The organism is Variovorax sp. HW608, from assembly GCF_900090195.1.
GTDB lineage: Bacteria > Pseudomonadota > Gammaproteobacteria > Burkholderiales > Burkholderiaceae_C > Variovorax.
On the sequence record NZ_LT607803.1, the window covers coordinates 5,034,532 to 5,049,696 of the forward strand.

The 15,165-nt window shown below is 67.0% G+C and carries 15 protein-coding genes; all 15 read right to left on the reverse strand.

Annotation, left to right across the window (positions count from 1 at the left end):
- Nucleotides 1–6: 6 nt before the first annotated feature.
- The 15 genes from VAR608DRAFT_RS23875 to VAR608DRAFT_RS23935 all read right to left on the reverse strand — a co-directional run bounded on the left by VAR608DRAFT_RS23875 (nt 7) and on the right by VAR608DRAFT_RS23935 (nt 15,161).
- Entirely contained in the window at nt 7–4,503 is a 4,497-nt protein-coding gene (locus VAR608DRAFT_RS23875; protein WP_088956322.1) for a phage tail protein, read from the reverse strand.
- Nucleotides 4,488–4,904, reverse strand: a complete 417-nt coding sequence (locus VAR608DRAFT_RS23880; protein ID WP_088956323.1) for a C40 family peptidase — start codon at nt 4,902–4,904, stop codon at nt 4,488–4,490. Before VAR608DRAFT_RS23880 ends, VAR608DRAFT_RS23875 begins: the two co-directional genes overlap by 16 nt.
- Nucleotides 4,901–5,368 carry a DUF1833 family protein gene (locus VAR608DRAFT_RS23885; protein WP_157731092.1) on the reverse strand — a complete coding sequence of 156 codons (468 nt, stop codon included), beginning with the start codon at nt 5,366–5,368 and terminating at the stop codon, nt 4,901–4,903. The genes VAR608DRAFT_RS23880 and VAR608DRAFT_RS23885 overlap by 4 nt, the downstream gene beginning before the upstream one ends.
- Nucleotides 5,369–5,379: 11 nt before the next feature.
- Entirely contained in the window at nt 5,380–5,760 is a 381-nt protein-coding gene (locus VAR608DRAFT_RS37195; protein WP_157731093.1) for a hypothetical protein, read from the reverse strand.
- Nucleotides 5,761–5,766: 6 nt separating this feature from the next.
- Entirely contained in the window at nt 5,767–8,070 is a 2,304-nt protein-coding gene (locus VAR608DRAFT_RS23890) for a phage tail tape measure C-terminal domain-containing protein (protein ID WP_088956325.1), read from the reverse strand.
- A 35-nt stretch (nt 8,071–8,105) separates the two neighbouring features.
- Entirely contained in the window at nt 8,106–8,849 is a 744-nt protein-coding gene (locus tag VAR608DRAFT_RS23895) for a hypothetical protein (RefSeq protein WP_088956326.1), read from the reverse strand.
- Nucleotides 8,842–9,069, reverse strand: a complete 228-nt coding sequence (locus tag VAR608DRAFT_RS23900; RefSeq protein ID WP_088956327.1) for a hypothetical protein — start codon at nt 9,067–9,069, stop codon at nt 8,842–8,844. Before VAR608DRAFT_RS23900 ends, VAR608DRAFT_RS23895 begins: the two co-directional genes overlap by 8 nt.
- Nucleotides 9,070–9,137: 68 nt before the next feature.
- Nucleotides 9,138–9,455 (reverse strand): hypothetical protein, encoded by a 318-nt coding sequence (locus VAR608DRAFT_RS23905; protein ID WP_088956328.1) that lies wholly within the window; start codon nt 9,453–9,455, stop codon nt 9,138–9,140.
- The gene (locus VAR608DRAFT_RS23910; RefSeq protein WP_088956329.1) at nt 9,452–10,171 is read right to left on the reverse strand and encodes a hypothetical protein; all 720 of its coding nucleotides are present in this window, start codon (nt 10,169–10,171) and stop codon (nt 9,452–9,454) included. Before VAR608DRAFT_RS23910 ends, VAR608DRAFT_RS23905 begins: the two co-directional genes overlap by 4 nt.
- A gap of 13 nt (nt 10,172–10,184) precedes the next feature.
- Nucleotides 10,185–10,571 carry a hypothetical protein gene (locus VAR608DRAFT_RS23915; protein WP_088956330.1) on the reverse strand — a complete coding sequence of 129 codons (387 nt, stop codon included), beginning with the start codon at nt 10,569–10,571 and terminating at the stop codon, nt 10,185–10,187.
- The gene (locus VAR608DRAFT_RS23920) at nt 10,568–10,927 is read right to left on the reverse strand and encodes a hypothetical protein (protein WP_088956331.1); all 360 of its coding nucleotides are present in this window, start codon (nt 10,925–10,927) and stop codon (nt 10,568–10,570) included. The genes VAR608DRAFT_RS23915 and VAR608DRAFT_RS23920 overlap by 4 nt, the downstream gene beginning before the upstream one ends.
- A complete protein-coding gene (locus tag VAR608DRAFT_RS23925) occupies nt 10,927–11,631 on the reverse strand; it encodes a phage gp6-like head-tail connector protein (protein ID WP_088956332.1) in 705 nt (234 codons plus the stop codon). The genes VAR608DRAFT_RS23920 and VAR608DRAFT_RS23925 overlap by 1 nt, the downstream gene beginning before the upstream one ends.
- On the reverse strand, nt 11,628–11,780 hold the full coding sequence (locus tag VAR608DRAFT_RS37200) for a hypothetical protein (RefSeq protein WP_157731094.1): 153 nt from the start codon (nt 11,778–11,780) through the stop codon (nt 11,628–11,630). Before VAR608DRAFT_RS37200 ends, VAR608DRAFT_RS23925 begins: the two co-directional genes overlap by 4 nt.
- Entirely contained in the window at nt 11,770–13,704 is a 1,935-nt protein-coding gene (locus tag VAR608DRAFT_RS23930; RefSeq protein WP_088956333.1) for a hypothetical protein, read from the reverse strand. Before VAR608DRAFT_RS23930 ends, VAR608DRAFT_RS37200 begins: the two co-directional genes overlap by 11 nt.
- Nucleotides 13,701–15,161: a phage portal protein gene (locus VAR608DRAFT_RS23935; RefSeq protein WP_088956334.1), complete on the reverse strand. Its 1,461-nt coding sequence runs from the start codon at nt 15,159–15,161 to the stop codon at nt 13,701–13,703. The genes VAR608DRAFT_RS23930 and VAR608DRAFT_RS23935 overlap by 4 nt, the downstream gene beginning before the upstream one ends.
- Nucleotides 15,162–15,165 lie beyond the last annotated feature (4 nt).

Here is a 15,165-nt window from a genome sequence, read left to right on the forward strand (position 1 = left end):
TCTCCTTCAGATCGAGGCCGGCCGTAGACGCCCGTACCCCTTTGCCATGATGTCGACCTGGCCCGCCTCGGGCGCGGCCGTGTTGAGATTCAGGAGCTGGATGTGCACGCCGATCGGGCTGCGGTCCGAGACGTGGGCTACCTGCGGATTCACCGAGCCGTCGATCGTCACCGCCACGGCCTCACACACACGAAACGCGGGGTCCCACAGGAAGTCGATGCCCGCAGGCGGGACGATCACATCGGGATACGAGTCGGTCCGATCTGGCATGTCCACATCAACCTGCCCCCACTTCACGACCGGCCGCACGCCCGGGTTTTTGCTTTGCAGGCGGATGCGGAATTGGAGGAGCTCGCCCGTGATATCGGCGACCTCGATCCAACGCCAGGCGGACCAGGAATCGGGCGAGCCCATCCCAATCGGGTCGACCTCGGAGAGCGTGGGCCACTCGCTCATGAACGAAGCCTGATTCGAAACGCGCATTTCGAGCCAGACGTTCCACAAGTCCGAGGTAGCGGAGACCATCGATACCACCGAGGAGAGCGCCGCCCAGTTGTGCATCAGGTCGCCCTGCGTGATGCCGAAGGCCTTGAGCTTGCTCGACACCCGGCATTCGTACACTGCGCCGAGATCGAATAGCGTGTCGAAGTAGTAGATCGCATCCTGTGGGATCGAGCCCCACGCGCCGGCCGTTTCGAGCACGCCGCCACCGCCCATCTCGGTGTTGTCGTGGATGCCAGTCCACGGGGGATCGAGAAGCATGTCGTTCACTGTCGCGATGACGTTGATATCGGGAAGCGTCGCCACCGTGGTGCGCCGCATCTCGACGGTCGAGACGTTGCCCGAGGTGTCGACCGTGCGAATCATGTAGGTGCCGGTGCGCGCCCCCGCGCTCGCCTTCGTCGTCGGCCAGGCCACCTGCGCGAGGAGCGTCGAGGCGTCCCACGAGGGGATATCTACCTCGGGCGTGTAGCGCAGCACGTAGTGCGCGATGTCAGGGTCGGCGGGGTGCTGCCAGAAGAGATCGATGGTCTCCTTCTGCACGTTCACTCCGTACTCGGCCGGCGGACCAGGCGGCGTACGGTCGGGTACCAGCGTGATCGAAACGTACCCCGCTATGCCGTTGAAGCCCGCCTCCGAGGTCGGCGTGACCTCGAACTGGAGCGGCATGTCGAAGTATCTGCGCCGCCGGATCGCGTCGACGATCCAGAGGAACGACATCGCGGCGACTTGCCCGAGTTGTTCGCGCACGCCCGAGGGCAGGATCAGCACGACCGTATGGTGGTGCAGCGCATAGCCTTGCGTGGTCCACACGAGTTGCACGTCGCACAGGGGCTCGCGCTCGACGTAGCGCAGCGACTGCGACGCCTGGACGTTGAAGGTGCGCAAGTCCGTGCCGTTCTGGAAGTCGATGCCGATGCCTGGGTCCCACCCCGGCAACGCGCCGATATCAGCGGTGTAGACGGCGGGGTCGTAGCGCACGAGCGTGAGCTCGGCCGTCAGGTCCGCCCCGGGCGTTATCTGCTGGACGAGATAGGGGTACGTCACGCGTGAGAACTCGCCCAAGACGATCAGGTCGTCCGCGCCGACGTTGGTGAGGTCGTCCACCTCGATGACGTGGCCCGACGCATCGACCGAGAGTACTCGCCCGGTCATCACGACACCGTCGGCACTCCGCCGGATCGCGTACCCGGTCGGCGCGGCGGCGAGCGTGATAGCGATCCTGACGAGCCCGCCTCCGTTCGCTCCGGCGGCCCAGCCATAGTCGACGATGCGCGTGGACGTTCCGCCCATGCGCGGCACGTCGTGCGCTACGTCGATGCGGTCGCCGCGCTGCGCGACGAGATTCTCCACGTCCATCGAGACGGTGAAGGTCTCGCTGCGCATGATCCCCTGCGCCATCATGTAGCGGCCATACGCCCACGCGTGCGGGTAGTCGGTGATCCCGAAGGTATCGAGGTCCTCGAAAACGGTCGCGTTCGAGCCGTCATAGCCGTCCGCGTATACCGGGACTGTATCGGTCTGGTAGTTGGTGTCCCGGTTGATGAACGACACGCGCAGGCAGTGCGGAATCTGCGAGAAGGTGCGCAGGCCCGAGAACCCCCACGAGTTGCTCGGCGTGAGGAGTTGCCTGGGCGTTGCCTTCTCCTCGTCGACGAGCACGCCCCACTTGCCGTTGGTCATGAGCATGAGCGACGCACGGCAGCCCGAGAGGATCGAGTCGACGAGCTCCTTGATGGTAGTGAAATCGACGATCACCGCATCGAAGAGAAAGCGCGCCGCGGTGAACGGCTGGCCGTTCACGATCCACGAGCGAAGCGCGTCGCAGACCGAGACGAGGTGCAGCCAGGAGGGCCAGTCGATCGCGTCGCGCGAAACCGGCCTCGGGTTCTTCTCGGAGGTTAGGACATCGAGCGCGATCCACGCGGGGTTACGCGTCTCCGCGTACCAGAAGGAGCCCGAGCCATCAGTCACGAGCACGACGCCGCGCCCCATCAGGCTCAGGTTCTGCACCACGCCCTGCAGCTTGTCGGTGGCGCGCACCTGCATTTCGAGCCATGTGTGGCGAAGTCGCGGCGCGACGACCGGCCCGGCCTTGTAGGAGCGCAGGATCGAGAGCACCGCTTTATTGACTCGGCCCGTCACCGCGCCGCCGCTGATGACGTTGATCGTCGAGTCGGTCCCGTCCTCTACCACGTCGGTGCGCCAGATCCGAAGGTCGTAGCGCCCTGGCGTCGGGAAGTTGAAGGCGATGCGCAGCCAGTACTGACCAAGGAAATTCGCGATCAGGCGCACGTCCAGATCGGCGTTCCCGTCGTAGGGGTTGCGACCTTCGAAAGCACCAAAGTTGGTGAAGTGCGTCCACGGGTCCATGCCCGCGGCCGCCACGTCCGGGTAACGGGCGAGATAACCGTCGCCGTCGAAGGCGCCCGTCGTCACGCGGAACTCGATCGGCGCGGCGCCGATCGCCTGCGAGGGCATGCCCTGCTGGATCCACTGCCAGCCACCGACGAGCGGGTCGTCCGATGCGTAGAGCATGTCGTACTGGTGCAGCGTCGAGGGCGAGGTTGCGGGGTCGTACCAGCCGATGTTGGGCACCGAGATATAGACGTTGGCCGCCGCGCCCATGATCCGGCCCTCACGCGAGCCGATCGACATGAAGTGGTCATAGGCATTGCGGGCGACCGGGTCCCAGCCGGCCGCGAGGATGTCGGGATAGCGGCCGAAGTAGTCTTCCGATGACCATGAGCCGACGACGATGTAGTTCGAGTCCGGCAGCGGCTTGAAATTCGGATAAGGGTTGTTTCTCGCCGCCTGCGCCCGATACGTCGCTTGGAGCTCCCTGAGCCTGGCCGGGGAGCTCGCGGGGTCGTAGTCGTACCACGTCGCCGCATAGTCCCCGTAGTTGAGCCTGAACTGGATCTGCGCCTGCGGCGGCTTCTGGTACTGGCGACCCATCGCGCCGAGATACCAGTCGATTGGCACGGCCTGCCACGCATCATTGGAGCCCGAGCGCCGCCACTGCGAGCGCATGTCGATCCAGTACGGTATCGAGCCGAACTGAGGCGCGATCTGCCCGATCCCGAGCGGAAAGCTGATGTCGAGCTCGGCCGAGTAGCTGTCCTCTTTGGTCGTCAAGGTCACTGGCACGTTCTGCTGAAGCTCGATCGCATACTGGTCATAGCCGATCTGCGAGAAGTTCAGCCGCATGTCCTGGCCGAGCGAATTCCAGTGCCCCATGAGCGCCGGCTGGTACTCCGAGATCTGCACGTCGCCGATGCGAATGTCATCGAAGTGGACATAGCCCAGGCCCAGGTCATACAGCGCCGTGAGCTTGCTTTCCTCGCCGAGGTTCTCCACGCGCGGATTGGTCGCCGTCACGGGATAGAGCCGGTGCTGCCCATAGACCACGATGCACGCGCCATAGGCCCGCGCCGCGTTCGATTGCCCGGTGAGCGAGTAGCTCTTGGCCGCACTGGTGGAGACGTTGCCGGTATTGACCGAGGGCGGGCGCACGAGCGCGGAGATCAGCAGGTTGCCCACGAGCGTGATGCCGACCATCGTTGCGGCATAGCTCACTGTCCCGACGCCGCCGATCACCCCCGCGCTTGCAAGCGCGCCGGCCGCATAGGGCGCAACGACCGCGACGGCGATCGCGAGCACCGCGCCGATGATCCCCTTCCTGCTGCCGCCGCCTCCCTGTGGCACGACGAGGAGAAGCAGCGCGTCGGAGGGCCGCACGCGAAAGGTGTCCCAGTCCTCGACGCGCCGGCCGTGGTTGAAGACCTCCACGAGCGGCCACAGCTGCGGCTCGACGGCGGCCTCGACGATCTCGCGCACCGACATACCCGCGACGACTGCGACAGCGCGCCGCTCGCCACCGGGCAGCACGACGCGGCCAGGCGCCGGCGTGAGCTCCGGCAGTTCGATCGCGATCTCGCAGTCGTTCACCTCGCGGGCCTCGATCTCGATCACTCCGCCGTCGATCACTTCGCGGTCCATCGATAGGCCCCCGTGCAGCGGTGCGCCCAGTTCGTGTGGTCGAGCGACTCGATGCACGAGGCGCGCCCGGCCAGCGAATGTAGGAAGTCCCGGCCGCCCACCGCGATTCCGCAGTGCGTCTCGAAGCCGCGGATGCGAAAGATGAGAACGTCGCCTGGGCGGATCGATCGGCGGGCGATAGGCGTCCAGTGCGGTGCCTTCGTCTCGCGCCCGATGTGCGCGCACGCGTGTTCGAGGATCGCCGCCTCATCGTAGTAGTACTCGGGCAGCTCCAGGCCGAGCTCCTCGCGGGCATAAGCCAGAACGATCCCCCAGCAATCCATCCCGGTGCGGTCGCGCCCCTTGGGCCGGTACGGGATGCCGACCCAGCGCGAGAGATCGATGGCAACGGGCGCGTTCATCGGAAAAGCCCCGGAAACTGTGGCGGCAGGTACGCCTCGGCCGGAAAGCGCTGCGCGAGGAAGTTGTCCACGTCGAGCGATCCCTGAATCGTGATCGCGTCGTACGTCACAGTCGTGAGCTTTAGGAAGTCAAGCGCGACCTCGACGGTATCGGGGTATGCCGAGGTCACGAGCTCGATCGTGATCGCGGGCGGCGTCAATTGCGAACGGATGTACTCGATGATCGAAGCGTCCACGTTCACGAGCGAGAGCGTCACCTTCGGCAGTGCCTCGGAGTCATCGGGCGGTAGCACCACCGTGAACGGAAACGGCGCGAAGGAATAGCCGCGCGAGACCACCGCCTCGTTGTTGTTGACGACCCGCAGCGGATCAAGCCCGGTCTGCGTGATCGTGAGCAGGAACAGCCACACCACCGAGCTCGACGATTCGAGCACCGCGCGGATGTTGGTCTGCGAGATCGGCACGGCGAAAGCTCCTACAGCGAGGCCCACTCGGGCATCTGTTCGAGCGTCATCGAGACGCGGAAGGCCCTCGCCCCCGCGTCGACGCCCCAGTCGAAGGCGGGCGGAGCCGTGAAGCGCATCACGACCTCCGCGCCCCATGGCGTCTTGAAGCGCGTGGGGAGTACCCCCGATTGGCAACTGACGCGGAACCAGTCGCGGAAGGTGAGGTAGAGCGAGGCATCGAGCGTCACGCTCGCGTCCACGAGCCAGACGACGGCCGTGAAGCGGCGGCGTACCTTGATCGCGCCGGTTTCCATCGACGAGCGCACGACCTGGACCTCGTCGTGGTCGGCCCACGATTGCAGGCAGCCGTCGATCTCGTTCGGGCGCGGGGCGACTTGAATGCTTGCCATGGTGCGTCACCCCGCGATCGGTTGGCGCGTGAGGCCGTAGCCCTGGCGCATGGTGCGATCCATCGAGCCGTTGGCGAACATCGTCTTGACCTTCTGCTCAACGTAGACCTCAATCTGGCGCGAGCCGTCCGCGTTGTCCTTGTTCTGTGTCGACACATCCACGGCTGCGTTGTTGTGGATGTTCACCGTCACGGGCGAGGCAGCGACACCGAGGTCGCCGCTCGTGCCTCGACGTAGGGGCACCACGGCCTCGGCCCCGGCCTCGCCCGCGACAGCGAGCCCGCCGCCGGTTGCGAAGAAGGTCGGCCGCGAGAGGATGCCACCGCGTGCCATGAACTCGACGCCGCTCGCGTCCCAGGCGCCTCCCTGTGCCGTGCCCGAGACGCTGCCCCAGCCCATCGTCCTGAAGAGGTTCGCGATCTGCTGATTCACGAGCAGCTTGGCGAGGTTCTTGAGCATGCTCTCGATCATGTCGCTGAACGCCTGATCGGTTTTTCCGAACCCGTCGATGAGCGTGCCGACGAAGTCCGTCACGAAGCGCGCCCCGGCCTCCTCGATCGCGTCGGCCAGGTCCTTCGTTTGTTTGACGCTCTTTTCCATCCCGTCCTGATAGGTCTGCATGTGCTTGCTCGCGCCCTCGGCGAACTCTTGCGTCGTGACGGCGCCATCGGCGAGGAGCCGAAACCACTCGGCCTCCATCTCGGCGTTGCGGCGCGTCTCGGCGCGCATCTTTTCGAGCTCGAGCGTGACAGCCGCGATCGGGTCCTTGGCCGCTTCGAGCTTGAGGATCTCTTCGCGCAGGAGCCTGAACTCCTCGGTGCCTCCCTTGCCGGCGGCCATGAGCTCGGTCATGCGCTCGGACAGGCCCGCGATGATCGCCGGCTGATCATCGAGCGCCTTCGCTGCCCTGGCGATCCGTTCGAGCGCATCGGCAACCGGGTCGGGCTGGAGCCTTCGAAGCTCGGCGGTCCATCGCTTGAAGGCCTCGCTTATCGTGTCGCCGTTGGCCGCGAGGACCGCGAGATGGCTCGTGAGCCATTCGATCTTTGCGCCCGCGTCGTCGCTCGCCGTGGCGAACTTGAGCATCGAGTCCATCCACTTCTCGAAGTCGCTCGTCTGGATCGCGGTGGGCGTCCTTCTGGACGTGCCGGCCTTCTTGGTGGTGCCATCGAGTTGCTTTTCGAGGCTTTCGAGCTGCTTGGTGTAGGACTTGAGCAGCAGCGCGTCCTTTTCGACCGCGGGGTCGAGGAACGAGATCGCCTCGCGCAGCGCCTTGACCTTCTGCGGTACCTGCGCGAACCCCTCGGCAGTGTCGCGGGCCTGCTCCTCGAACTTTTTGAGCCACCTCGGACCGGCCTCCTGCTCGGCCGCTTTCTGCAACGAGTCGGCGAAGGTGCCGACCGAATCGGCCATGGACTTCAGGCCCGGTGGCGGCCCCAACTGCGCGGAGGCGACCGAGAAGGCTTTCGCGGCGATGGCTCCGGCGCTGAAACTGGCGTTGAGCTCGTTGAGCCAGCTGATGGCCCGGGACACCGGACTGACCATCGACAGGCACCAGTCGAGGAACTTGTTCAGTCCCGGCAGCAGCTCGGCGACGATCGCCTTGCCGACGCTGATGCCGACCTCCTCGAGCCGGGTGAGCTTGTCGTTGAACTCCGAGGCCTGGCGGGCCGTCTCCTCGCTCACCTGACCATACTGGCTCTGCTCGGCGATCAGCTGCTCGACGGCGGCCGAGCCATCGTTGAGCGCGGGAATCATCTTCATGCCGAGGGTGCGGCCGAAGGTGTCCACCGCAATCGAGGTCTTCTCGGTGCCGTCGCTCATGCCCTGGAATGCGTCGGCCATCTTCAGGATTGCAGTGGACGCGTCGTCGCCGGCCGCAATCCCCATCGAACGGAGGCCGCGTGACGACTTGTTGGTCATGTCGTCGATGTCGGCGAGCTTGTCCGTGAGGCGCCCCAGCACCGTGACGGTCTCACTTCCCTTGAGGCCCGCGAAGCCGAATGCGTACTGCAGCTCCTGCACCTGCTCGACCGTGAGGCCCACCTGCTGGGCGCTTTTGCCCAGCTGGTCCATCTGGTCGATCATGCCCTTGACGGCGTCGGTGACCTGGCCGATCACCTCCTTGGCGATGTAGAACCCGGCGGCGATATCGAGCTTGGTGCCGATGGAGGCGAGCTGGCCGCCCACGTTGTCCATCTGCTCGGCGTTGCGCTGCGTGGCAGCGGTGAGCTTGTCCAGCTGCGCGATCGCCTGCGAGGTGTCCGCCTCGTATCGGACGATGCGCTCGATATTGTCAGTGGTGGCCATTCAGTTGCCCCCTGTGTGCGACGCCAGCGCGGCGCTCACCAGCGCCCGCGCCCGGAGGACGGCGTGATGACCAGCGTGCCCGTGCCCTGCCGCCTGTTGACTTCGCCCTCGATGGCATGCCGATGCGTGAAGCTGACCCGCACGTTGAAGCCGCGAAAGAGCGAGTGGCGCTTCGCGCGCCGCGCGGCGAACGCGAGGAAGCCCAGCCGCTGGTTCGCCTTCGTGGGTCGCTCGGCTCTCTGGCGCGTCTTGCGCAACGTGAGGGCGCGCGAGCCGTTCGCGACGCGCAGGTTCACGATGCTCGCGTACGGCACGCGCGGGCGCAGGACGATGAAGTCTCCGGGGCGCATGGTGATGCCGCTCGTCCCCATGATCGGCAGAGGCTGCCTGCGGCCGTCGCGCACGTAGACCCATTCCCAGTTGTTCATGTTGGCCAGGTCGCCGCTGCGCCGAATCGTGCTCTGCTCGATCGCGCGCTGGAGCTCGGCCTTCAGGACGTTGAGGGCCGCGGCCCTGACCGCGGATCCGAAGTTGACGGCCGTGCGCCGCACGGCCTGCAGGATGGGCTTGCCGCGCGTGTTGTCCACGACCGCAGCCTCCGGGGGATTCTCCAGTCGGATCTGCTGGGCCACGGTGTCCACGGTGTCCTTGCGCAGCGCGACGATGAGCTGATTGCGCGACCAGCCCTGTACGTCCTTGGTGATCGACTGCGTCATGCGCCCGTCGCCGCGCGCCCTGACGACCTGGCGCTTGATGACAGGGACGTAGGCCTCAACCATGGGACGGCGCTCCGGTGGACGGTGCTGCAGGCGCTGCTGTCTCCTTGGCCCTCGCCCGCGGCTTGCGCGCCGCTGCGCCGCTCGCCTTGAGCAGCGCCTGCACGGCGTTCGGGTCGTCGGTGCGGATCTCGCCCTTGGCGCGCGCCGCTGCCCGCGACCGGTCCTGCTCGCGATCATTGAAGTACTGGACCCAGTCCAAGAATTCAGCCCAGGACAACATGGCGGTGAGTTCTCCTACGGTCTTGCCCAGCTCCAGCGCGAGGTCATGCAGTTGCCTGCGAACCGGGCTCAGGCGTTTCCCTCGGCGCTGCCTTCCGGTTGCTTGCCTTCCGGCTGCGTCTCGTACCGCTTGCTCACTTCGGTATAGGCTTCCATCAGCTCGTTGAACAAGGCGGGCGGCAAATCCAGCACGGCATCGCGACCGATGGGCTCCCCGGTGCCGTTGCTCACCGCATGGCCGAGGTACCCCGCCGCGCGCTCGATGCCAGGCTCCGGGTAGTCCTTCATCACCTGCAGGTGCAGTCGCATCGACAGCTCGTGCACGACAAAGTCGCCCACGCGCTGGCTGCGAAAGACGACGCCCCCTTTGTCGCGCTCGGTCGTCATGCCGCGACCCCTTCGGTGAGCGGAATGAGCTCGCCCGTGCTTTCGGTGTCGTCCCACACGTGCTCGGGCCGCGACTTGAGGTTGGCGGTCGCGGTCCATGCCATGCCGCCATCTCCCATCGGGATGTCCCAAGTCATGCTCACGAAGTTGACGGCCTGGATGAGCTCGCCCTGACCCTGTCCGAGCAGGATCGAGAGCACCCGTGTCTTGCCGTCCTTGACGGCCCGGTAGACCGCCGGATAGGCCGAGTCCTGCACGTCGATGTAGCCGCCGAGGGTCATGGTTCCGGGCGCCCCGGCGGTGGCCGGGAGCGTCGCGCTCGGGTTGCAGTACGTGCCGACGTCCACCGTTCCCGGAGTCTCCAGTGCATAGGCGAACGATGACAGGCACAGCGGCGTGAGGTCCGTGTTGTCGTACACGAGAACCTCCGCACCTGCGCTCGACAGCGATCCGGTGCTGTCGGTGGTGTCGCTGCCGGTGGCTGTGAAAGAGTCCCCGGTTGAGCTTCCGATCGTGAAGAAGTGGTTGTCCAGCTCGGGGAACCCGGTGCCCTGGAACATCACCGGTGCGCCGAGCTGCCAGCCTCCGGCGGGCGAGGCGGCCGTGATGACCGCGGGCCTGGATTTCGAGACGCCCGTGACCTCGACCGAGATCGGGGCCGATCCGTCGCTCAGGTAGATGCGAACGTCTTTGCTGCTCTTGGCTTCTGCGACCATGGCTGACTCTCCTTTAGTGGTGCATGAACTGGTAATCGACGGCCGAGCTCAAGGTGAACCAGCGCGCCACAGCGGGTTGAAAGAAGTCCTCGAAGGGACTGGCGGTGATCAGGGCCAGCCGGCGGTCGCGCTGCGCCATGAACGTCTTGAGGTCAGCTTCGGCCTGCGCGAGCACCACGTCGCTCGTGTTGCCCTTCGTGAGCACGATGAGATCGAAGGTGCCGCGCTCCCACATGCCATTGCAGAAGTCGAGCTGCGAGTTGCTCGCGGTGACGAACTGCACCGTGAGCCAGGCCGGGTGAGGCGGATCGGGCTGATTGACGTTGACGGTGTCGTAGAACGGCAGCGTGAGGCCCGCGCACCAGTCGCGTACCTTCGTGCGCACGTACAGGCTGCTCATACCGTGCGCCCTCGCACATAGGCCGTGAATGCGATGACGGTGTCGTCGAGCATGCGCGCGAGCACGGTGTCCAGCGCATAGGTGGGCTGCTCGGGCGTGCCCACGAGCACCAGGTCGTACTTGGCGGGCGGCTTGGCCAGGAGCTCCGCGATCGGCGGCAGGGTCAGGATCAGCGCGTTGATGCCGAAGGCGTTGACGATCTGCTCGTCGCGTCGTTGCGGGTGCGTGCGGAGGAACCGCAGCGGCAGCGGCGACGCGTCGGGATCGGAAGCGCGCACGAGCTGGCCGCTCACCCCCAGCATGCGAATGGACACATGCAGCGACTGGATCGCGGCGGTGGCGGCGCGGCTTGTCATCATCCGATCCCGATGACCGTCTCTGCCCGGTAGGGGTGCAGCAGCGACGTGGCCGACAGCGGCAGGAACGGCCCGAAGGAGCCCACATCGCCGCCGGCCTGGCTCGCGGCCTTGTCGCCGCTACCCGTGTCGAAGGCCAGCGCCATGCCGTCGATGTTGAAGGACTTGACGGCACCGCCTGCGCCCGCGCCGGCTTGCGACCCGGCGTCCGCTCCCCATCCGGGCGTCGCGAACCAGACGGCGTCGAAGACCAGCCACAGCGCCTGTTCGAGATCTGCGGGCAACGGGTCATAGCCGCCGGTGTAGTTCAGCACGAAGCCGGCGCTCTCGCGGCCGTAGAACGGGCTCGGCGCCGCGGCGTCCACCCCTCCTGCAACCCATGGCGGCGCTCCGACGACGAAGACGATGCCGCGCTTCTTGTCCATGCGCCAGGCCGCCGAAACGTCATAGGGCTCGGGCGGCGGGTCGGGCTGCGGATCGATCGGCTCGATGGTTTCGAGCGAGACGAGGGGATAGCGACGCACGAGCAGGTTCGGCCCGCACGGCAGCGTGAACTCCTGCCTGTCTTCCTGCTTGAGAAAGCGACGGTCGCAGTAGCTTTCGGCCACGGCGAGCGCGAAGTTCATCGCGGACTCGATGACCTCGTCCTGTTCGCCGCCCTCGATGCCCAGGCGCTTCCTGGCGGTGTCGAGATCCCAGCTCATTTGAAGACCGCTCCCCAGTTGGCGATGACGAGGGAAAGATCCGCGAGCGCGAGACCGACAGCCATGAAGTTGAACGGCTGCTTAACCGCGGGAATGCAGGCCAGCACGAAGAACACTTCGGCCAGCACGAGAATCGCGTCAGAGAGCATGACCGTCTCCTTGCGGTGGGGTGGTAGGGGCGCGCGTGAAGCGCGCGATCAGGCGCTGTTCGATGGCCTCGCCCAGCGTTTCGAGCATCGGAACCAGATCGACGGCGAAGTCCTGTAGCTGGCCCGAGGCGTTGCGCGCTAGCACCGCGAGCATGCCGCCCTTGAGCTGCATGTCCTCGATACCGTAGCCGTCGCGACCGTTGTTGCCGTCCTTGCCGTTGGTGCCGTCGCGGCCCTTGCCGTCGCGCCCCTTCTCGCCGGCGGGTCCGCGCGCAGCGAACAGGTGCAGCTCGCCGCTCGCATCGATCACGAAGGTGCTGAAGTCGTGCATGACGAGATCGCCCAGCGCGTACTGGGCGCCCTCGGCGTAGGGCTTGGCCAGGTGCAGGCCCAGGGTGCCCACGCGCTGCCAGTCGCGGCTGCCGTAGGGCTCGTCAGTTGTGTCGCGCAGCGCCCGATAGAACTGGCCCATGTAGGCCTGCACCAGCGCGCCTTCGCGGTGGATGCCCGGCGCCCATGCCGGGGTGTCGATGCCGGCGCCGTCCTGGCCATCCTTGCCGTTTGTGCCGTCCTTGCCCTCGGTACCGGGCCGCCCTTCGAGCGCGCCCGCGTGCGTGAGCATCAGCGCCTCGGCCACCTCGTGCGCTGCAGGCGCCTCGGCCTTCAGGCTCGCAAGCCACTCGGCCTGGCTGCCGTCAAAGCCTTCGGCCCGCGCGATGTCGTAGGCCGAGCGCGGCTTCGCGTCCAGCAACTGCGCGTGCAGCGCGCGCACCTCGGCTGCCAGGTCGTCCGCCGCCTGCAGGCGGCGCAAGAGAAGATCCTGGCTGCCGGCGAGCTCGCGGGCGGCCGCCTCCTTCACCAGCTGGCACAGCCGGTCCTCGGCCGCCGACACTTGCTCGCGGATCTCGGCCGCATCTGCCTTGGGGCTCGCCTGCTGCAATTGCACGTGCAGCGCGCGCACCTCGGCTGCCAGGTCGTCCACCATCTGCAGACGGCGCAACAGAAGATCCTGGCTGCGCGCCACCTCGGCGGCGGCCGCCTGCCGCATCGTGCTCACCGCGTCCCCCGTACGGTCCTTGACCAGTTCGCGCAACCGGTCCTCGGCCGCCGTCACTTGCTCGCGGATCTCGGCGGCATCCGACTTGGAGCTCGCTTGCTGCAACTGCGCGTGCAGCCCTCGCACCTCGCTAGCCAGGTCGTCCACCATCTGCAGGCGACGCAAGAGAAGGTCATGGCTTCGCGCGACCTCGGCGGCGGCGGCCTGCCGCATCGTGCTCACCGCGTCCACCGTGCGGTGCTCGACCAGCTCGCGCAACCGGTCCTCGGCGGCCGTCACCTGCTCGTGGATCTCGGTGGCATCCGACTTCGGGCTCGCCTGCTGGAGTTGCACGTGCAGCGCGCGCACCTCGGCTGCCAGGTCGTCCACCATCTGCAGGCGGCGCAACAGGAGATCCTGGCTGCGCGCGACCTCGGCGGCGGCCGCCTGCCGCATCGTGCTCACCGCGTCCACCGTGCGGTCCTCGACCAGGTCGCGCAGCCGGTCCTCGGCCGCGGTCACTTGCTCGTGGATCTCGACCGCATCCGACTTCGGGCTCGCCTGCTGCAACTGCGCGCACAGATTGCGCACCTCGGCATCCAAGGCCTCGGCCGTCTGCATACGGCGCATCAGCAGGTCCTGGCTGCGCGCGAGCTCGGCGGCCGCGGCCTGTTGCATGGCGAGCGCGGCATCGGTGGTGCTGCGCTGGAGAAACTCGCGCAGCCGATCCTCGGCGGCGCTCACCTGCTCGCGCGCGACCTCGCTGGCCTGTGCGGCGTCCATGCATTCAGCCCGTCGCAGCTCGATGAGCGCCTCCAGCGTCTGGCGCTGGTCGGCCAGCGCGAGCTCGATCACCTGCGCGATGCGGTCCACGTCCTGCGCATTCATGACTGCGGCTCCCGCACGCCCAAGCGCTTCATCAAGGCGCGTGCAACCTGCTCTGAACTCATGGTCTCGCCGACGGCCAGCGAGAGCTCCACGGGCCCGCCCTGGCCGTCCCCGGGGCCGTCATTGGCGGCCGGCTCGGCGGGGGAGGGCGGGGCGGCGATGGGGGTCGTGGACTGGCCCGTCGTGCCCAGTGGCACCATCTGCTGCTGCACGTAGACCGTGTCGCCACCGGGCACGCGTCCGAGCCCTTCGCGCGCACGCGCCTCGTCGGGCTTGTACAGGCCGCCCTGAATGCCCTTGCACAGCGCCTCGATGCGCCCTGCGAAGTCCGTGCGCAGCAGCGCCGTGGTGTCGAAGTCGCAGTACTCCGTCACGTTGTCGAAACCGAACATCTCGTCGAAGGCGCGCTCCACCAGTTCGAGGAGCGACCCCAGGCCCGTCGAGAGCCAGAAGCTGATCAGCGATTCGACGTTAGTGAGGGTGGCGTGCGTGAGGTCGCCGATGACCGGCAGCGGCACGCGGTAGACCCGCGCGATGTCCTCGATGCTCAAGCGCTGTGCCTCGATGAGCTGTGAGTCCTCGCTGGTGATGGTCATGGGGATCCACTTCATGCCGTTGCCCAGCACCGGAACGCCCCCCTGTGCGAGGAGCGTGGCCTGGCTTTCCCAGTTCTCCCGCGCGCGCGTGATCTGTACCGCAGTGAGCTGCTGATCGGACACCAGCACGCCCGAAGGGCGAGACATGCGCGAGAAGAACACGGCCTGCGAGCGCGACAGCGCCACGTTGATGCCCATGGCCAGCGCCGCCGCGGTGGCCGGCGACTCGCCCCGCAGCGGATGGCGCGGGCAGTACTGGCGCAGCGCCATGACATCGCGCGCTGCCACCACGTAAGCCAGGCCCTCGATGCTGCCCGTGAAGTCCGGAGTCAGCTCGTTGTGCCCGATGCTGTAGTAGACCGAGCCGTCGACGGGGCTGATGAAAGGCGCGGCGCCTCCGGTTGGCACGCGGTGCAGCGATGTGATCGCGCCCTTGTCATCGCGCAGTGCAATCGCATAGCCGGTGCCGTCGAACTGCATGGCCGCCACCAGGTTGAGCATGAAGACGGGCCATGTCTCGTAGGCGTTGGGCTTGCGGAAGATGCGAAAGGCCGGGCTCGTGGTCACGCGCGCGAACTCGGCCGCGGCTCCGGTCTCGCGCAGGTGCCGCGGCCAGCACTGCGCAACGGCGGCGGCGTTCGCCATCACGGCCGCATAGGCGGCCGGGATGCGCCGCACGCCGAAGGTGGGCACTTCGAGGTTTCGCTGCCAGCCGTCGCCGGTGGGCTCGACCCGGAAGCTGCCGCCGAGTTCCCCGATGGCCATGAACGGTCCGCGCCACGACCCTTCGGTCGAAAAGAACCCCTTGACGGCATGGGCCAGGCGCGGCATCAGGCTCGGCACCAGCTCGCGCAGCTTCATGGCT